This is a genomic window from Rickettsia endosymbiont of Seladonia tumulorum (genome assembly GCF_964030815.1).
Taxonomy (GTDB): domain Bacteria; phylum Pseudomonadota; class Alphaproteobacteria; order Rickettsiales; family Rickettsiaceae; genus Rickettsia.
Genome location: NZ_OZ034963.1, coordinates 405,383 through 424,858, shown reverse-complemented (window position 1 = coordinate 424,858; position 19,476 = coordinate 405,383). Strand labels below are relative to the sequence as shown.

Genomic DNA, 19,476 nt, shown 5'->3' with positions numbered 1-19,476 from the left:
TCAACAGCCTGAATACTTTGTCTCACATTTGTTCCTCTTGCATTATCTGCAATGCATCATTTAATCCTATATGACCTGCTAGTTTTTTAACTTTGCCTTGGTTATTATCTATCACTACTATCGGTACAGAAGTAATTTGATATTTCTCAAATAGATTTGGATCAATATCAAAACTAATACCAATTTCATCGGCTTTTGCTTTAGTCTCAACAAATGAATTATTTTTTAAACCTCGCATTACAAGTCTTACACCTTTTTGTTCTGCTTCAATATAATAACTCTTTAATGCTGAATCAGGCATTGAAAATGAAACAAAAATGTAGATTTGATTATATGTTTTAGTCTCTAATTTAGGTTGTACTATATTATGTAACAATACTTCTGGTTGTGCCAAAGAACTTGTGCTACCTAATATTAGTAAACAAGTTAAAATTATTGTTTTTAGGTTAAATTGCATACTTCTCAATTTTATAAAAATTTTACAAATTAAAATAAACAGCAACTGCGTTTACGCCAGATCGAATAACCAAAATCTTCACCTTTAACAGGAAATTCTCTTCCCTGCTGCCAGATAATTTCAGTCTCACCAATTTTTTTACAAGAATGCACCTCTGGTATAGGATAAGTCATCTGCAGTCTATATTGGCTCTTTTTGATTATTGGCATTGGATATTTAGAACATAATCCTTCTCTTCCCATATACCCCCAGAGTAACAATTCCCTATGTAACTTAGCCATAAATTTAGCTACTATTAATGCAGAAGATCCAACTCCACAATTATGAGAGCTAGTTGTACCGGTAAAGGGATAAAGATATCCTTGACATCCACCGCACCAAAACATCGCATCATTAGAAAGACTACCAGAACTACAGCTTACACAATCAGCTATACATGCACTTTGAGCTGTAATACTGCCAAATAATAAACTTTCAGGATTTAATATGGCAGCTTTGCTATCGTCTCCCCATAATGGATCAAATTCAGTTAAATATGTGATATCTACTTGTGACATCTCTAAACAGGCAAAATCAAGTAAGATCTCAAGCCAGTAAATAACCGGATATATATACCAATGAACATGATAAAAGCTACTTCCCTCTATATCATCCTTAACACCTTTTTGCATGCTAGTACCAAGATTAATGCCTCCAAGACTTACCATGCACATAGGGGATTTAGTTACATCCACCAGTCTTACCGGCTCCCAGAATCCAATTGGAATACCAGGAACTGGCATCGGAATCGAAGGCTTAGGGCAAAAACAAACAATTTGCCTTGGGTTATTAGTATCAGCCATAGAACTTGATACAATTTTTACTCCTCCGATAGTAATTGGAAATAAACATTTCCAGCAAACATCAGTGATTGGATTTACAAACCTGCCTACGCAGCCAATTGATGCATAACTATAATTACCAAGCAAAATAATTATAATAAACATTATTAACTTCATTATTACTTGTATATTTCAGAAGTGACTAAATCTGTATTTGCTTGACAACCTACCTTTGCTTGCTCAGCTATCATATTATTTTTCTCACCTGCAATTAGATATACTACTTCTCCACTAGATTTTACTATTGCATGCACCTTACCTTGTAATACATGATCTATTATCTTTTCTAAATTTTGCTTTGCTTCTGGTAATTGCCATTTCTTCATAGATTACCTCCGGATTTTATCAGTTTTTATTCACACCTTAATTTTTACTCAAATACTATAATATTTCAATTAATCTTTATTTCACTAATCTTTAATAAAATCCCTTTTTGCTCTATTATAGCTGGAATAGCTTTTATCTTAAAACGAGTAGTAAGCACACCCCCTTGATCAAAAAATATTTGCTTGTTTAATTCTTGCCCAAGCTCTATAGGGTTTCCTTTAGTAAGTACTAATCTTCCTATTTGTAATTTAGCCCACTTAACCTGCTGCTCATCATCTCCATCAATAAATATCAATAGCTCCCCCCAACTTATTTTTTCTAAAGGATTCACACTTGTTCCAGCTTTTACTATGATGTTTCCCGCTTGATCTTTTATATCTGTCTTTTGTATAAAGCTTGGATCATAGTACCAGCTACGGTTTTTATTTGCTTTTGCTAGAGCTAAGACAGGAGTTGGTCTAGAGATTTTTTGCTTTGCTCTATTTTGAAATTCTTCCTGTATTTTCTCTAAATTTCCATTTTGTTTTACTATTTTGAGCCTCGCCATAATTATCTCTAGTAAAGATTCTTCAATAATGGGAAATATATGACCTCTAACACCATAATCTAATATTTTGCTGCTTTTGCCAAGCTTATTAACACCATCCGCATTAACATTACTGACTTGCAATATAGCTAAAAATAAAACAAAAAAGCTGATGACAATAATTTTTATGTCTAAATACCTTCTCATATTTTTTAATCACTTTAAACCAAACCTCGCTCTTCCAGTATATTATTGATGGCATCTGTAACGCTCATTCCCGCAATCATTCTATCTTCTAAAGCCCTATAATCCCTAGCATTAGTAGATGTTAGCATTAGAGTAAATGGATCTAACATTAATCTTGCTACAACTCCATGGACATTAGGTCCATAAATCGCTGCTTCACTATAATGCGGTGGATTCGAATGAATTGATTGTAGTAAATTTAGCTTCCAGTCCTCATCGACAAAACCTGCAAGTTTGGGGTTGGCTCTCATTGCTTTAAAGCTCTCAGGATTTTGCTTAAGAATAACTTTATGTGATGAGTTCTCAAAAGCTTTTTCAGCAGCTGATCCTGCTTCCCTGAAGTAATCAGTTAATTGCTGAGTAGCAAGAGTAATTGAGCCGTTGTATTTTCTAGCTATTCTTCCTGCTTCTTCAATAAATTCTCCAGATCTCTTGCCAGATAGTAATTTCCATGCTTCATCAATCATGATTAGAAAGGGACGCTTCCTATCACCTTTAACCATGCTTTGGTTAATATGCACAATCATGATTTGTACAATTACTGCAAGTAATGCCGGGCTACTACGAAGATGATCAGTTTCAATTACTACTATATCTGAGCTTAAGGATAATTTTGCCTTACCACTAAAAAACTTGCCATATTGACCATCTCTGGTGAACGGAAATAACATATTACCAAGTTCTTGTGCGTAAGACTCTTCTCTTTTTAGCAACCAATCTGCTATATCAGTTATCTCAGCTCTTGCTCCTTTTTCTTGCCAAACAGCTATTAAGGCTTTTTGCAGCATTGGTTGCTGCAAATCATTAGTGCCATACTGAGGAGCTGCCATGGTAGCTAGAATCGATGGAAAACTTGCTAGAAAATCTGCCTGTGCTTCAATTGAGTCTTCACTGCCGCCTGCTGGAATTTCTGAGAATGGATTAATTGATATCGGATTTTTTACATCAAATTCAATATAATTACCACCTAATAACAAACAAGTTCTTTTAAATGATCTACCATAATCAAGAACAAATACTCTGCCGCCAGTACCTAAGACCGATAGCATTAATTCTTGCATAAACACTGATTTACCGGATCCTGGTACTCCTGCTATACAAAGATTAAAATTTTCATTTGGAGCTGCAGATGCAGTATATAAATTTGAGCCAATTAATGCTGAACCAAAGGGCGACCAATACATAATCTGTCCTCTTCTACCGGTAAGTAACATTCCAGGAGAGCTTAAATCCCCTTTCCATTCACCAATGATAGGCAGTAACACCTTACTTTCTGAGGCAATAGTCCTTATGCCTCTACCAAGATTTGATAATGCTACGCCAATTCCCCGAGTCTTTTTGTTAAATATATTATTGAATCTATTAAACTTACCCACTAAAGAATTTGGTATGGCTTCAACTAACTGCATAGGTAAACTAGCAAGCACCACCGCTAAATGATCATATTTACAAGGGACAAAATACCAGCCACTTCTTCGCAGCTGTGAGCAAAACTGTGATGCTGCCCCTTTGGCTTTATTCTTCTGATCCCACATAATGACATTTAAGTGGATATTTACTACTCTATCACCGCTTTGCAAGCACGCTACTGCCCCTGCTAAATCTTGTGCTTCTAGTTGCAGATTAGGAAAGAATTTACCCATCCCGGCATTAATATTTCTCTCTAAAGCTTCTCTTTTGGTAATAGCAGATGTTTTAGCCACTAACTGATTTGGTATAATCTGCAAACCAAAATGAATTAAAAAATTTGCTCTAATATATTCATCTCGTCTTAGCTCATTACCTAAAAATAAATCCATGGCTGATAAACGCCACTCAGAAGGTCTTTTTCCTGCCTCTAAGCTTATAAATATTTGATTATCATTAAGACTTACATAATCTTCCTTTTCATATAAAGAAAAATTACCGGGTAAAATCTGCTCAGATAATATTTCATAAGGGTTAAGTTCAGGATGTTCTTCTTCCCTCCAGCCAAATATTAAACGGACAAATTTTAATAGCAATGTTGCCTCAACATTATAAGTAGTAAGCCCAATTGATTTAAATGTATCTTGCAGTACTTCTCTTCTTCGTATCATCTCATTAATATCAATAGTTAGCATCGGAATAGTGACTGAAATTAATAAAACTACATCTTTGATATTTCCCTCTTCCTTTGCTTTTTGCTCTAAAAATTTTGTTCTTCTACTGCTAAGCTCAGCAAAGATTGTATTTTTTCTATGTAACTGCCAGTTATCTAGATATTCTCTTATATGATCAGAGCCAATCATCAATATTTGAAAACTACTTCCTGCCGGTAAATTCTCATCACTTTTTAAAAATTCAGCTATCTCTCCTTGAGCTTGCAAGCTTGTTCCAACTAACGGCCAGCCAAGCAGGACAAATCCTACTGAAGCTCTATTAAAAAACAAGCTACTCTCCTCATCATATGATTCATAAACAAAATGTTTAGCTAGTCTTTCCCGAGCAAAATCTTTATCAATTCCTGATATCATTATTATACCTTCCAAAGCATCTAGCAGAGTATCTCGATTTAAAATTAGGCTTATCATTATTACTATTTGGATTAAATATATCAAGATCTGCCATTTTATTTACTTCATATAATGATTTACATTTTAGTCCTTGGGGCAGCGGGCAATCAAAATCGTTTCTATATGGCATCAATTTACAATTAGCAACGCTAAAACTTAACATTAATAACAAAAGCAGATTAATTATTTTATTATTCATTAAAAATTACCCGGATATTGTTGTTCTGACTGCAAATCAATATCTGTCATTTCATCAGTCCCATTATCCTTGATAAAATGTTCTTGCAATTTAGTTTTTGCCTTAGAAAAACTTGTCACTTTATTCCCAGAATAATTTTGATCATTACTATAATTTGTGCTATTTTGCGAATAATCAGTAGTAGTTGGCGGCAGTAATCTATCTACTTTATCAGCCTCTTTATTCTCTCTTAAATCAAAACCTTTTCTAAATACTACATCTATTACTCTACCTGAAGCTACAACAATCACTGGACTCATACTTTCTGCTCGTTTAATTGCAAAATCAGCAAGCTTTTCTAAAGCATTACCAGTGCCGGCATAAACACCAGCTTTCAAAGAATCCTGAGCTTTTAAAGCATTTTGTTGCCCGGTAATCGGTGACACCGGAAATATGCTATTGCTTGCCTGGTTCTGGAAAAATTGTGCTATCCCGCCAAGTACGCCGTTAAGCACCGCCATTCTTGCTATATCTGATGATCTATCAACAACTATCCCTTTAATTCCAGGTCTACCATCTTCTCCTATTAACCAACCTTCTACCGGTTTTTCAATTATCTCTCCATTACTATTTAGTAAAGATACCGTCTCCAAACGACATTTAGCCCGCTCTGATGAAATATCCCCGCTGCAAGAACCAATTAAAATTGCTTCTTTGATTTGCTCCGTTTTATATCCTTTAGAAAAAATAGCTGTATCAACAAGCCTTATCATTATTGGCTCAGGAGATGCTGAGTTATTAGTGCCGGTTCCAACTACTACTCCAGTAAGCAGCACCCCTCGTGCAAAGCTGCCGGTAGTAATATAATCTTTAACGTCTTTTTTTATCCTTAAGTCAGCTCTTTTTACATAGCCAAGTAATCTTTTTACTGGAGCAGTAGGAGCAGCAACAATGCTTTGCTCAAGGTTATTATCTAGTAAATCTTCTATTTTTTGATTATTATTAAAATCATTGCCATCATATAATATAGTTTCTTCATGAGGCTTCTCTAATGATTCTAACTTTTGACTAAAATCATCAATTTTAGTTTTAGTTTCTAAATATTTATTCTCTATTAGCTTCTCTAAATGGTTCTGCATGTTTTTAACTTCATTTAATATTTCTGCAGTCCATTTTGCCCTTGGATCTATGGCCTTTTCTATTCCTGATATTTCCCTTGATTGTCTATCTTCTTGTAAACCTCGGGAAGCTTTTACCTCACTTTCTGAAAATCCATAAAATACCAAAACCATTATTACTCCTATGCAAGCTAAAGTAACTAATGATCTGTTTTTAATTATCTCTATGAGTCCTGATAATCTTTTACTAAATGCAGATGGTAATGTATGATTCTCTACTTTACCTTTTATTTCTTCCTGCTTATTGAAATCTTGATCCATTGCTTTTAATCAATATCTTAATTATCTAACTGATTTTCATCCCACTAGAGACCCACTCTAAATAAAACCCTAAAATAATACCAATGGCTACAATTGCTCCGGCAAGTCTTAAATTACCCCTGACTACTGCCCAGATTGATGATAAAATCGTTGCTCCTGATATCCCGATAGTTTTAAGTTTACCAGTAGAGAGCCCACCAATGCGATCTAACTGTCCTTCTAATGTTTCTCCTAAAGCAACTTCAGATAGTATTACATTTACACAAAAAATTAACAATACCGGCAATAAAGGATATATTATTCTTAAATACTGTTTATTATTTTCTTTTTCTATTACATCTTTGTTTTTTACATTCATGATGCTTATCTTCCTTATTATTAGTTAACTTTGTTACTTCTTTTTCTAAATCAAACTTAATGAGTCTAATAGGAGCTGGTTTAGTTTTAGTAAAATTCAAGATTAAATCTTGGGTCGTACCATTTTCTCCAATTAGAGTTAGGTAAAGTTTACTGTTATCTTGCTGCGGTAAAATAAATAAACAGCCTGAATCATGTACTACTACTTCTGCAGCTTCCTGCGGATGAATAAAGATATCATTAATTTTTTCTCCTTCGATATTAATCCTAGTTGGAGCATCTTTGGCTATTTGCAGCTCTAACAAAGAATCAGCATGTAACATATAGCTTATCCCATAAGCATTACTACTAAAGCTTGCAAGCATTATTCCAACGCAAACTACTAATATCTGTAACTCTGACTTCAAACTTTTCATTGCTTATTTGCCTCTTCTTCCTTAATACCTGTAAGTAATAATAAATGATTTGCTCCTCGCTTGTAGGTTAACAAATAAGTTTTATCAGCTGCTATATGCTTATTTTCGGAAAACCAATAACGAAATGTTCCGTTAATTAATACTCCATCCTCAATGACTTTTACTTTTTTAGGAAAAAATACCGATGAAATATTAGAGCCCTTAACAAAATTTAAATGTTCCTTAAAAAATTTATCCAATTGCTCTGTATTACTAGATACTACTTTCATATCAGCTATTTGTCTCTCCACCTCCTCAGACGAAGTAGTAAATAATTCTTTCATTACAAAAACTGCCCATTCTTTAAGATAGGTCTCATGATAGCTTTTGGATGATACTATCATTCTTCTATCTGGCTCCATTGCCGGAATTAATAACCATTTTTCTTCCGTGCTAACTGTTTTAATCATCCCAAGAAGACTCGTAAACGCAAGCAGCAATGTGATAAGCAATAATCTCTTATTATATTTAACTAGCTGCTGAATAGAGCTTTGCTTAAATAAATGATCCATTACTTACCTATTTTTTTACCAAGCAAATTAGGATAAGAAGTAGGAGCATATAGCCATTTCTTAGCAACTAAATAACTCTTAAGTACAAAATACTCCGATAGTTTCTTAAACTTCTTAAATGCATAACAAAGTACAACTCCAGCTATAATACATATCATCCCAAGCTTAGCATGTCCGCTATTTAGTAACACTATTCCAGGTACTATACCAAGTAAGATAACAAACCACTCATCTAAGCTTAAACCCATATATTTTAGGGGAGTAGAGAGTGACCAATATAATCTTTGATTAGCACAATTATTATTCATATTAATTAAGTGATATTTCCATTAATAGATAAGTTTTGCTAGTCATGACATTAACATCCTAATTTTTACATTGCCAGTGGAGTTTTAAGCCATCACAAAAAAAGTTGTAATTCATCTAAAACTGTGGATATCTGGAGATAGAATCTATAGCTCTATCCATGAATTTGTTGATAACTAGCAGTAATTTTGCTAATATTAATGAAATAAATTATGGGTGAGTTGTGTATGTTTAGAAGTGATGTAGAGTTAAAATTAGAATGTTTAAAACTTGCTATTCAGTCCTGCTGTAGTTATGATGCTGTGGATGTAGCAAAACAATATTATCGTTTTCTTGTAGAAAATAGTGAAAATGTGCCGGTTCAATTCCTTTTTAATAATAAAGCTAATTTAAATTAACCATTAATTCTAATTACTTATTTTAGAGTTAGTACGTTTCCAGAATTGTAACTGCTCTAGGGCTTCATCAGACCAAATGACTTTCAACTTTTATTACCTTCTTTTTTCTTCTTTACCTTCAAAAGGTATTCTGTAATATCTTCAGCAGGTACGCCACTATCATAATTCATCCACCACCCATCTTCAGCATTTTCTATTTGTACAATATCTGCTTTAGTAGTTGATAAAATATAATCTTTAATATCATTTATTATATTAGCTTTAAAAAATTCCTGTATCTGTTCTTTAGTAATAGTATTATCTGCATTCTCTATAGCTTCATACCAAATAGAATGTTTATGTGTTAAATGACGTAAATAAGCAGCTGAATGTTCACCATAAAAAGAATATACTTTGTGAAGTAATTTTTTTGTTGCTAAGTCATAAATAGCAAAGTCTATTTCTCCGGGCAAAGGAATTACATTATCTCTAAAGCTGCCAAATATTGAGCGTAAAGCCGGTACTACCGACCCATGTTTCCAAGCCTTGATCTCTTCTTCAAACAACACTTTATCAAATAAAGCAAGATTAATGCCTTGAACAAAATATATTAATTTCTGCAGCTTTAACTAATGGAATGGACCTCCCGATATAAAGAATGAAAAGCGGAAGCTAATCTTCTATAATTAATATTAAATTATTAAAAAAATCAGGAGGCTAAAATGGAAGTTACCACAATTGGCATAGATATTGCAAAGAGAATTTTTCGTGCGCCACGAAGCGTAAATAAACTAGCTGAGGAAGGAGCAGTCATAGAAGTGTTGACCTAGCACACTATGTATCGAGTCTTGGATTGGTTTTGGTAACAAAACCAGTTAAGCGTAGACAGAAATATTATAGGCCGTAAGCTGAAAGGCTGAAGTTATTGAGCCTCGTTAACTTTAATTTATAAGACCGCAGACTGAGTGAAAAATCAGGAATGCAACATCACAGGCAACACAAATAGGCAGTTGGAGGTGGGGTCTTCGGGGTCTAAGAGCATGGCATGTAATAAAAGTTTATTTAGGAACGTGGGAGATCCTATAATTCCTGCTTGAAAGGGCAGTATTAGCTGACAAGTATAACAGCGAGGAAGCTGAAAAGAAGTATAGGAAGTCAGATCGGGTATAGTACCGACGAAGTTGGGTAATGCTAATGGAGGGAAGGCCCGTGGGTAGAGTCGATCTCTTTAGGGAAATGTTATGGTAACAACAGAATATCAAGCAAAGACAGAAACGAAACTGAAGAGAATAGCATGGTTATCTTCAAAGGATAAAGGCAAGGTCTTTAACAATCTCATGCACTTGTTCAATGAAGAAGCACTTACAGTTTGCTACCAAGAGCTTGATGCAAATAAAGCAATGGGAGTAGATGGAGTGAATAAGGTTAAGTATGGATCGAAGCTCACAGGAAATATCAAAGAATTAGTTAATAAACTAAAGAATATGGCTTATAAGCCAGGTAACATTTTGGAAGTAAAAATACCAAAAGAAGGTAAACTGGGTAAATACCGTACTTTAGGAATTAGCAATTTTGAAGATAAGATTTGTCAAAAGATGATGCAGAAAACACTTGAAAGTATTTATGAACCAATATTCTATGAATGTTCTTATGGATTCAGAGTAGGAATTGGGAGTCATGATGCTTTGAGAGAGCTTAGGCAACATCTTGATAAAAATGAAGTTGAGAGCATACTGGATATAGACTTAGCCAATTTTTTTGGTACCATTGATAGGAACATACTAATGAAAATGTTACAAGAGAAGATTCATGATAAGAAGTTGATAAGAAACATAGTTCGCATGTTTAAAGCCGGAGTACTATGTGAAGGAGAGCTGATTATTCAAGAAGAAGGGATAGTGCAAGGTATCTGTGCCAGTCCGATACTTGCAAACATCTTCGCTCATTATGTTTTAGATCAATGGTTTGAGGAAGTAGTAAAACAGCACTGCAAAGGAACTGTAACATTGTTTCGCTATGGTGACGATGCTGTGATATGTTGTAGGTATAAAGAGGAAACAAAGAAAATTAGAACAGCTTTAACAAAGCGTCTTGAGAAATATAATCTTAAACTTAATGAGGAAAAGACCAAGTTGGTAAGATTTTCAAAGAAAGGTTTAAGACAAGGCATAAAACAAGAAGCATTTAATTTTCTAGGTTTTACTTTTTACCTTGGCAAGTCTAGAAAAGGTAAGGTAATACCTAAGGTAAAAAGTTGCAGCAAACGGATAAGTACCAAACTAACGAGAGTTAAGGACTGGTGTAAAGACATTAAGAGCAATAATAAACTGCCTACTATATGGCAAAGCTTTTGCAGCAAGTTAAGAGGACATATCCAATATTATGGAGTAAGTTTCAATTATAAAGCAGTGAGTATTTTTGTATATCAAGCAGTGAGAATATTGTTCAAATGGCTAAATCGACGCAGTCAAAGGAAATCGTTTACTTGGGAAAAATTTAAATTGTTTATCGAACGCAACCCATTACCAAAAGTAAAAATATACCATCAAATCTTATAAATGAAGACCGTGTGAAGGATAATATCTTGAGCCCATTGCCTTAATAGGGCATGATGCGGTTCTAAATGGGGGGCGATTCAGGAAACTAATCGCTCTACCAGCTAAATTCATGGTGTAGATAAAAATGGTAAGACAGTGTTAAAGAAAAAATTAATGAGAGATCAGCTATTAAGTTTTATGGTCAATACACCAAAATGTTTAGTAGGAATAGAGGCATGTGGAGGAGCAAATTATTGGGCTAGAGAATTAATAAAACTAGGTCATGAAGTAAAATTAATGGCACCACAATTTGTAAAACCATATGTTAAGACTAATAAAAACGATCAGGCAGATGCTGAAGCAATATGTGAAGCTGTGGCAAGGCCTAACATGAGATTTGTACCAATTAAGACAATAGAACAACAAGATGTTTTATCAATTCACCGTGTTAGAGAAAGATTAGTAAGAAATCGCACTGCACTAGCTAATGAAATTCGAGGATTGTTAAATGAATTTGGTTTTATTATTCCACAAGGTATTAATAATGTTGTAGTGAAATTAACTGAAATTTTAGATGAGGGGAAATTGAGTTCATTAAGTTACCAAACATTTTATGAATTAAAAGAAGAATTTGTAGAGAATGATAAAAAAATAAAAGAATTAGAAAAACGACTAAAAGTAATAGCTATGAACTTGGTACAATGTCAACAATTAATGGCCATAGCTGGTATTGGTTTAATTACTGCTACTGCCTTAGTAGCCTCAATAGGCAATGCAAGAAATTTTAAGAATGGTAGGCAATTATCAGCATGGTTAGGACTAGTCCCAAGACAGCATTCTAGTGGAGGTAAAGAAAAATTATTAGGCATTAGTAAACGAGGTGATGTATATTTACGTACCCTATTAATCCAAGGTAGTAGAGCAGTACTTAATGCTAAGATAAGATTTATATCTAAAGAAGAAAAGTCCAAGAAAATTTATAGTAAGTTTACAGCATGGATGTTTAATTTAATTGAACGAAATGGTCATAATAAAACGGTAGTGGCTGTGGCTAACAAATTAGCAAGAGTAGTATTTGCTGTACTAAGTTCAGGTAATGATTACTTAGAAAGTAAAATGTGTAACTAAATAAATGAGTAATATAATAAATAACAAAAATAATTTATAGAAAATATAAATTTTTATAAATATTAATGAAATTCCGATCTAGAATATGCGAAAGAAAATGATAATGGTGGTAAATAAGACAAACTTAGCTTACAAAAAAACTGAATAACCCAACGGCTCTTTAGAAGCCGAAAAACTGATAAGTATATAGTGTGTAAGCCAGCGAATTCCATCAGGGCAATAGGATAAATTTGCTAATTTAAATTAGTTAATTTGTTAACTATAAGTCGAATACATGACTGCATTTGCTTTTTTGCTATTAAGTGTTATTTTTTTCTTGCCTTATTGGGAAGGTCCATACATGGGTTATACTATCCCCTGCTTCTCTATCAACTAATACTAAAAAATAATTAGCTACATCAAAACAGCTAAGTACTTTAGCTTTTTCTTTAGTATTCATAATTATAAAATTTTTTATGATGCTTTTTAATAGTGCATTATATTTTCAATAAGCTATAATTTTGTATTAAATTATTGCTATGAGATAATAGTCCAGATAAAAGTTTACATGTTGTAAAATCTTTAAAACGCGAGCATCTATAATGCAAGTCAATAAGAATTAACAAAAATTAGGTGTCCAGCAAGAATTATTTTTAATAATGGCATGCATAAAAGCAAGTAGTTTACGCATTACAGATGCTCGCGTATATATGATGGTGCTACTGTGAATTTAAAACTTACTAAACTGTTAAACCTAATACTCAAAATAAAACACAAACATTAACCCTTGAGCCACAATAATCCTTAAAAGCTCTAAATACACTTATGCTCAAAAAAATAATATATCTATTTTTTAGATACACAAATTATAGTATTACTATAATATTCATTGGCAATAATGTTATAGCTGCTTCCAATACACTCCCAACAAATATCCTTAGTGATCATACTGGAATAATAGAACTTTTGGAAAAAAAGCAAGATTTAATAAAGACGTCAAACGATCGTAGAGATTATAGGATATCACATCTGGAGAACATTAATAACAAAATACGATCAATCAATCATGCTATAGAAAAAAGGAAAGAAGAGTTGGAAGATATTGAATATGAAGATTCAGAACTAAGAAAATTAAATAATAGAAAAAAACTATATGAAAAATCCCAACAAAGCCTTATAAGCTCTGATGAATCTTCAACCGAATTATTAGAGAAAGAATTAAAAAAAATCGATGATATGATATCAAAACATAGTAATTTTGATGAAGGTCATATTGTTACTTCAACTCCTAAAAAATCTCAATCTAGTAGATCAGATAATTTAGATGCTTTAACCTCATCCTTAGACTTATCATCAGACAATGGAATTAATATTTTTAATGATTGTAACCTAGAATTGGATGCAGTAAGTAGTGGCGCTAATCAGACTAATCATAATACTCCAAATAGTAGTTACAACAGTAACCAAAACTTAGAACCATCTGATAGAAATAATGATATTGAGGGTCTTAACCTAAAAGATGAACTAGATGCAGTAGATGGTAGTGGTGGTAATCAGACTAATCATAATACTCCAAATAGTAGTTACAACAGTAATCAAAACTTAGAATCATCTGATAGGAATAATAACATTGAGGATCTTAATCTAAAAGATGAATTAAAAGAACCAAGCAGCAGGATATTAGACCGCATCAGTCAGTTCAGAGCAAGTAATAATGAGGTAATGTTAGCGTTAAAGATATTTAATCAAATAATCCAAAACAGATTAATAGGATTAAATGGTAAATCACAACCAATATCAGGGGGCGATGAGCAGAATAGAGGTTTTAGTATTTGGGATAATAGTGGTTACGCTATTAGTAAACAAGACAGTGGTAGCAGCATATCATCTTACACAGGAAGAATGCTAGCCATAATACTAGGAGGAGAAATATCATTTAATGATAGCTATATATTAGGCATTGCCTACGGCAATATTCATTCATACTTACGATTTAGTGAAACACTAGGCAAAAGCCGTATTAATTCACACATGGTCAGTGCTTATTACCAAAAAGATTTAGATAGAAACGTTTCTCTACAATTAATTGGTTCACTATCAGGTAGCAATATCAAAAATGTAATCAATGCCCAGAGACATGGTAAATCCTATATTCGTGGTATGGGCATTGAAGGTAATTTAAGCTATTATCACAATTTTACAAGTGGTATGCAATTAGTTCCGAACATTAGTCTAAAATATTATAATATGCTGAATAATTTATACAAGGAACAAGGAGCATATGATTATTTGTTAAAGATTTCAAGGAAATCTAGAAAGGTGTTCAACTGTACTATAGGCAGTAAGATAATATTAAATTCTACAGATATTAATTCGCATCTTAAACTAATTCCATCATTACAAGGCAGTATAGAAAGAAATTTTTTTGCAAGTCATAAGGCAATAACAGCTACATTTACAAGTAACCAGGATATTCCTAAAGAGATCAAAAAAGTAGATATGACAAGAAATTCAAGACTAGGGTATAACATAGGTGCCGGAGTAATAGCTCAAAATAATAATATTAAATTACAGTTTGATTACAACTACTACATGCACAAGAAATATAGCACACACTCAGGAACAATTACGGTAAGATTCGATTTATAAATTTTTGAGTTAATAGGGGCTCTGTCCAAATAAGCATACGCATCAAGTTAAGCCATAATTGTTAATAATTTTAGTGTATTTAAGGAAGATAATCTGGTTTTACGATATTTATCTTTCAAAGAAAATTTCCCCCAATCTATAATTAATTTCTTAAGGAACTGCTCTAAATCATTAAGACGTCCAGTAATAGACAGGAATAATTCTCTTGACCTTTTCTGTAGTTCAATAAATGCTTTGGTTAAACTAATTTCTCTATCATTTGCTAATTCTACACAATTCGATAATCCATGAAAAATAAGCACACTACATAATTTACCATATAATTCACACAAAACTCTTGCAGGTTTACTTCTCCCTTTAAGATTCTCAATTTTTGCATGACTTTTATATAATTTAAATAATAATTCAATTTGCCATCTTGCTCGATAAATTATCATTATATGCTCAGCATTAACCATATCCTCTGATATATTAGTGATAAATATTGACCAATCTAGTAATCTCTGGTTTCTTGAAGAAGATTTATATTTATGAGACTTAGCTAATAAATTAGCCTTCCTTCTTCTACCAATAGCCTGTTCATCAGTCAATTTATGACATATAATCCGTAGCTTAACTTTTGCTTGTTTACCTAAAAGTACATCTTTTGATAAAAAGAATTTATTATCTAATAAGTTTAATAAATCAATTTTTTCCTCAGTGATATGGTCATATATATTAGTATCTGCTTTATAACGACTAATAAAATATGCACCAAGTTCGATAATTTGAATAAATGAAGCTGGGACAAAATAACCTAAATCAGATATTAATAAGTCCTTAGTAGATATGTTTGATAAATGTTCTCTATATCCTTGATCAGCCCTTATACCTTCTGTTATATCGACTTTATCTAACGATTGATTTAAATAATCAAATACTACCTGTAATTTAAGAGAAGATTGCACTGTACTACTACGCCCCTTATAGCAAGCACTGCAACCCTTATACATATCCGCCATATTGGCAGGTAGAATAATATGGCTACTATCCAATAATTTAACGCTATTAAATTGCTGCAAAATGTTGCAATCAAGCGGCATAGTATTTCTAAATAATTTCAAGCATTGTTCATACATTGACTGCATAAATTTTACTGCTACCTCAGTAAACCTAAAGTCTAAGCCTTGGGCAGAAATATCTATAGTTTCTTCACTTAAAAAGTTACGCATTCCATCAAGACTACAATTACTATCGCTCATATTACCAAACACTATAGCTTTTAGAAAAGCTGAACCAGTTATTTTTCGTTGTCTCTTAATAAATCCTGTTGTAATGGATAAATTATTGGCTGTCTCTCCAAAAAACTCTTGGCATAGTTTTGCTAAGTTTACTATTTTCCCCATAGTACAAATTCTCACAATTTAGTTGTTAATCTTGCAAAAATTTATACCATATATTAGCTTCTTTTTAATTCATAATTTACTACCGTAATACCAGTATAACCTACTTGCTTTTCTTAACTTGATGCGTATGGTCCAAATAAGTGTGTAAATAAATTCAACAGAGCCCAACAGAGCCCAACAGAGCCTAAAAACAGCATTATCATTTGGAAAAACTCTTTTATTTTTAGTGACCTTGCGTAATTGACTATTGACTTGCATTACAGATGCTCGCGTTTAAAGACTTAATAACTCTTAAGAGTATAGAAGAAACAAAAGAGGAACTTCTAAGCCATTGTAATAATTGCTTTACCACTTTCCTCTTCTGGTCTTTCTGTTCTCATAGAACTCACTTACAGGAGTTATTATAACATAAATATATCAATTAATATATATTTAAGATTTTGTATTTATAATAGCATTTACAGCTCTTTGCATATATTCTCGAGCAGTATCAGTGGCAAGTCTAGTATAAACTGCCGTTGATCTTGGATCTCTATGATTTAGAAGCTGTCCTATTACATATTGATTTGCTCCGGTCATTGCCATCCAGCTTGGTATTGTTCTTCTTAAATCATGGATTCTTAAATTTTCTATTCCTGCCTTTTTACAAATCCTCTTCCACGCTTTCTTTGGTTCCTGCAGGTGACCACTACTGCTGGTCTCACTTGGAAATACTCACATACTAGTAGATTGCTCTTTCCTGGCTTTTAATATTTCTACTGCCTGATTTAGTAAAGGTAAACGGTGAGGATCACCATTTTTGGTTTCTGGAAGATATAATTGTTTATCAGCAAAACTTACCTGTTCCCAACGCATAGTAAGTAAATTATCCTTACGAACTGATGTATACAAAGCTATTAAGAAAAAGTCTTGCATTACCTGGTTTTGCTCGTCTGCTATTGCTGTAAAAAATCGTGGTATTTCTTCCCTAGTTAAATACTTGTCTCTGGATTGTTCCTTGTGCTTCTTTATGCCAATAACTGGATTTATTGTCAGCAATTCCCATTCGATTGCTTTACTAAATACAGGACTTAAAACTTCAAGAAATCTATTAGCTCCATATTTACCAGTTTTAGTTAAATTATTAAACAACTCTTGAATATCTGTTTTTTGAATGGTGGATATTTTTTTGTGATATAAATGTTTGGCATATCTATCTACCGAGGCAGCATAATCTTTCCATCTTTTATTATTAATTTTACTATATTCATTAAGGTATTTGTCATAAAGCTCTTTAAATGTCAGTTCCTTAGCTAATCTTTTCTGCGACGGGATTATATCCTTTTGCAATCTCCCCTTTTAATTCAGATGCTTTGGCTCTAGCATCAATAATTGATAGATCAGGGAACACACCTATTTTAATTCTATGATATTTCTTATCAAGTACTGTGCCCAAATAAAATATTTTACTACCACCATATGATACGATTAGCAATAATCCTTTTTCTTTGGTATCTTTATATACATCTCGTTTTGCCTGTGGAGCTTTAATTTCATGTAATGCTTCTTTAGTAAACAATAGTGATAATAGCTCTGTTATATTCTACAATTTTGTCGGTAATTTTATTCCACCTGAATGGAATAATCTGACCTCTAATAATGGTAAAATCTTAAGTAAAACCTCAAGACAGCTCTTATCCCTAATAGTCTTCCGCTTACAAATCTATTATAACAATTCTATCGACGAACTCCAGGAAACCTATCATTTCTTTGAAGAATCTCTAGGAGTTTGTCAACGAAGAGTAAGACAATGTCTACTCGAACTAGAACAATCCGGGTTCATCAATCTTTCTACCACAACAGTAATTAAATATGGTATCAAATGTCGTAACACTCCTTGTATAAAATTAGCAAAAGATTTCCAGCCTTATAATCATACATCTTCAGCTGAAAACGAAAAAATTTTCAGCCATACACAAAAAATTTTTCGCTCCAACCCGAAAGAAATTTCAGGTCAACCTGAAAAAAATTTCGCCAACTACTTATATATAGATAATAATAAAAATATATCTAATAAATCTAGATCTAACAGATCTACAATTTTTCAAAATAAAAAAAATGAATCTAATTACAATAACCAAACTCAGTTACAAGAACAACAACTTGAAACAAATTTACAATTCAAGGCAACAAGCTTAATCAACGATCAACAACAAGCTGATAATACTAATTTCTCTAGTGCTAATATCACAATAGGTGCTACACGGATTAATACTGCACTCAAGCAGTTATTAATAAAATCTCTAAAAAATATAACTCTACACCATCAAACAGCAATAATGCATCAATTAATGCCGTTAATCATAAAAGCTGGTTCAAAAGAAAAAAATTAACAGATTTCCATCCATTAACCCAAGAAGAGGCTGATTTATTACAGATAAAATCAAATCGAGAATTTAATCTTACTTTTATTAACAAGCTCTTATTGAAATTAGCCGAACAATACCCAGAACATCATTTTGGTCATAAAAAAGTGTTTTTAAATTACATGGCTAAAGCTTTAGCTCATGAACTGAGAGAAACTACTCAAGCTAATTGTGAGAAGTTTCAGTTTAAATCTAGCAATGTGCATAAAGTTAAGGAGCAATATCTAGATAAAATAGAAAGCAGTAACAATACTAGCAGACAAGCCCAGTTAAAACGTAAAATCGTCGGTATTTTTGATCATGATACTGCCTATGAATTATTAAGCTCTTGCTGCTTTATTGGGGTAGTAGATAATAGGTATCAAATAAAATTGCTTAAAAATATGCTTCTTTCAGAACATAGCCAAGATAAAATATTGCAGCAAGTACGAATGATCTATGGCAATAGTATTGGACAGTTACAAATCATACCATTTGCTGAGCTTGCAACTAATCAGTATAACACTGAAGATGCACAACAAAATTATCTATTGCAGCTTAGCAGACAATTAAATCCTGATTCAGTATGGTATAAAGTGAGGAAATTTCTTATTGAACGTTATAACCAATATATTGATTTTGGGGTATTAAGTAAATTAGTAGTGGTAGAGGAAGATATAGTCAACAAAAAGCTAATCCTTAAATCAACAACAGCTTTTAATGATTACTATGTTAGAAATCGTCATATGCAAGATCTTACAGAAGCTTTTAAGACTCAAGATTATTGCTTTGAATTAATCAAGTTTGAATATAACTAAG

At 32.7% G+C, this 19,476-nt stretch carries 18 protein-coding genes and 2 pseudogenes; 5 read left to right on the top strand and 15 right to left on the bottom strand.

What is annotated here, in order from left to right:
• Window positions 1–22: 22 nt before the first annotated feature.
• The 11 genes from trbC to AAHF54_RS02025 form a co-directional block, all read right to left on the bottom strand.
• On the bottom strand, window positions 23–457 hold the full coding sequence (gene trbC / locus AAHF54_RS02075; RefSeq protein WP_341788942.1) for a type-F conjugative transfer system pilin assembly protein TrbC: 435 nt from the start codon (window positions 455–457) through the stop codon (window positions 23–25).
• Window positions 458–486: 29 nt separating this feature from the next.
• The gene (traU, locus tag AAHF54_RS02070; protein ID WP_342170130.1) at window positions 487–1,455 is read right to left on the bottom strand and encodes a conjugal transfer pilus assembly protein TraU; all 969 of its coding nucleotides are present in this window, start codon (window positions 1,453–1,455) and stop codon (window positions 487–489) included.
• Window positions 1,456–1,457: 2 nt separating this feature from the next.
• Window positions 1,458–1,664: a type II toxin-antitoxin system prevent-host-death family antitoxin gene (locus AAHF54_RS02065; protein WP_266234656.1), complete on the bottom strand. Its 207-nt coding sequence runs from the start codon at window positions 1,662–1,664 to the stop codon at window positions 1,458–1,460.
• Window positions 1,665–1,729: 65 nt separating this feature from the next.
• A complete protein-coding gene (gene traW / locus AAHF54_RS02060; RefSeq protein ID WP_266234655.1) occupies window positions 1,730–2,398 on the bottom strand; it encodes a type-F conjugative transfer system protein TraW in 669 nt (222 codons plus the stop codon).
• A 14-nt stretch (window positions 2,399–2,412) separates the two neighbouring features.
• Window positions 2,413–4,932, bottom strand: a complete 2,520-nt coding sequence (locus tag AAHF54_RS02055; RefSeq protein WP_342170129.1) for a TraC family protein — start codon at window positions 4,930–4,932, stop codon at window positions 2,413–2,415.
• Window positions 4,916–5,170, bottom strand: coding sequence for a conjugal transfer protein TraV (locus AAHF54_RS02050; protein WP_341788938.1), 255 nt, complete (start codon window positions 5,168–5,170; stop codon window positions 4,916–4,918). The genes AAHF54_RS02055 and AAHF54_RS02050 overlap by 17 nt, the downstream gene beginning before the upstream one ends.
• Window positions 5,170–6,588, bottom strand: coding sequence for a TraB/VirB10 family protein (locus AAHF54_RS02045; protein WP_342170128.1), 1,419 nt, complete (start codon window positions 6,586–6,588; stop codon window positions 5,170–5,172). The genes AAHF54_RS02050 and AAHF54_RS02045 overlap by 1 nt, the downstream gene beginning before the upstream one ends.
• Window positions 6,589–6,613: 25 nt before the next feature.
• Window positions 6,614–6,946 (bottom strand): hypothetical protein, encoded by a 333-nt coding sequence (locus AAHF54_RS02040; RefSeq protein WP_045805770.1) that lies wholly within the window; start codon window positions 6,944–6,946, stop codon window positions 6,614–6,616.
• Window positions 6,906–7,361 carry a hypothetical protein gene (locus AAHF54_RS02035; protein ID WP_341788936.1) on the bottom strand — a complete coding sequence of 152 codons (456 nt, stop codon included), beginning with the start codon at window positions 7,359–7,361 and terminating at the stop codon, window positions 6,906–6,908. Before AAHF54_RS02035 ends, AAHF54_RS02040 begins: the two co-directional genes overlap by 41 nt.
• Window positions 7,358–7,912 carry a TraE/TraK family type IV conjugative transfer system protein gene (locus AAHF54_RS02030; protein ID WP_341788935.1) on the bottom strand — a complete coding sequence of 185 codons (555 nt, stop codon included), beginning with the start codon at window positions 7,910–7,912 and terminating at the stop codon, window positions 7,358–7,360. Before AAHF54_RS02030 ends, AAHF54_RS02035 begins: the two co-directional genes overlap by 4 nt.
• Window positions 7,912–8,220 (bottom strand): hypothetical protein, encoded by a 309-nt coding sequence (locus AAHF54_RS02025; RefSeq protein WP_341788934.1) that lies wholly within the window; start codon window positions 8,218–8,220, stop codon window positions 7,912–7,914. The genes AAHF54_RS02030 and AAHF54_RS02025 overlap by 1 nt, the downstream gene beginning before the upstream one ends.
• Window positions 8,221–8,445: 225 nt before the next feature.
• On the opposite strand from AAHF54_RS02025, the gene AAHF54_RS02020 reads away from it, so the two are divergent.
• A complete protein-coding gene (locus AAHF54_RS02020; protein ID WP_342170127.1) occupies window positions 8,446–8,616 on the top strand; it encodes a hypothetical protein in 171 nt (56 codons plus the stop codon).
• An 83-nt stretch (window positions 8,617–8,699) separates the two neighbouring features.
• Here AAHF54_RS02020 and AAHF54_RS02015 read toward each other — a convergent pair whose 3' ends face one another.
• A complete protein-coding gene (locus AAHF54_RS02015; RefSeq protein ID WP_342170126.1) occupies window positions 8,700–9,161 on the bottom strand; it encodes a hypothetical protein in 462 nt (153 codons plus the stop codon).
• 675 nt (window positions 9,162–9,836) lie between these two features.
• Between AAHF54_RS02015 and AAHF54_RS02010 the strand changes: the two genes are divergently transcribed.
• Both AAHF54_RS02010 and AAHF54_RS02005 read left to right on the top strand, forming a co-directional pair.
• Entirely contained in the window at window positions 9,837–11,153 is a 1,317-nt protein-coding gene (locus AAHF54_RS02010) for a reverse transcriptase domain-containing protein (RefSeq protein ID WP_342170125.1), read from the top strand.
• A gap of 105 nt (window positions 11,154–11,258) precedes the next feature.
• Complete coding sequence (locus tag AAHF54_RS02005; RefSeq protein WP_341789202.1) at window positions 11,259–12,260, top strand: IS110 family transposase; 1,002 nt, start codon at window positions 11,259–11,261, stop codon at window positions 12,258–12,260.
• Between the two features lie 298 nt (window positions 12,261–12,558).
• On the opposite strand, the gene AAHF54_RS02000 is transcribed toward AAHF54_RS02005, so the two are convergent.
• A complete protein-coding gene (locus AAHF54_RS02000) occupies window positions 12,559–12,699 on the bottom strand; it encodes a hypothetical protein (RefSeq protein ID WP_341788930.1) in 141 nt (46 codons plus the stop codon).
• Between the two features lie 365 nt (window positions 12,700–13,064).
• Between AAHF54_RS02000 and AAHF54_RS01995 the strand changes: the two genes are divergently transcribed.
• The gene (locus tag AAHF54_RS01995) at window positions 13,065–14,888 is read left to right on the top strand and encodes an autotransporter domain-containing protein (RefSeq protein ID WP_342170123.1); all 1,824 of its coding nucleotides are present in this window, start codon (window positions 13,065–13,067) and stop codon (window positions 14,886–14,888) included.
• A 47-nt stretch (window positions 14,889–14,935) separates the two neighbouring features.
• Here the strand turns inward: AAHF54_RS01995 and AAHF54_RS01990 are convergent, their stop codons facing one another.
• Together AAHF54_RS01990 and AAHF54_RS01985 are read right to left on the bottom strand one after the other, a co-directional pair.
• Entirely contained in the window at window positions 14,936–16,273 is a 1,338-nt protein-coding gene (locus AAHF54_RS01990) for an IS4 family transposase (RefSeq protein WP_341788944.1), read from the bottom strand.
• A gap of 432 nt (window positions 16,274–16,705) precedes the next feature.
• Window positions 16,706–17,852 (bottom strand): annotated as a pseudogene (locus AAHF54_RS01985) (tyrosine-type recombinase/integrase).
• Between AAHF54_RS01985 and AAHF54_RS01980 the strand changes: the two are divergent.
• Window positions 17,803–19,475, top strand: a pseudogene (locus tag AAHF54_RS01980) (hypothetical protein). The pseudogenes AAHF54_RS01985 and AAHF54_RS01980 sit on opposite strands and share 50 nt — an antisense overlap.
• The last annotated feature ends 1 nt before the right edge of the window (window position 19,476 follow it).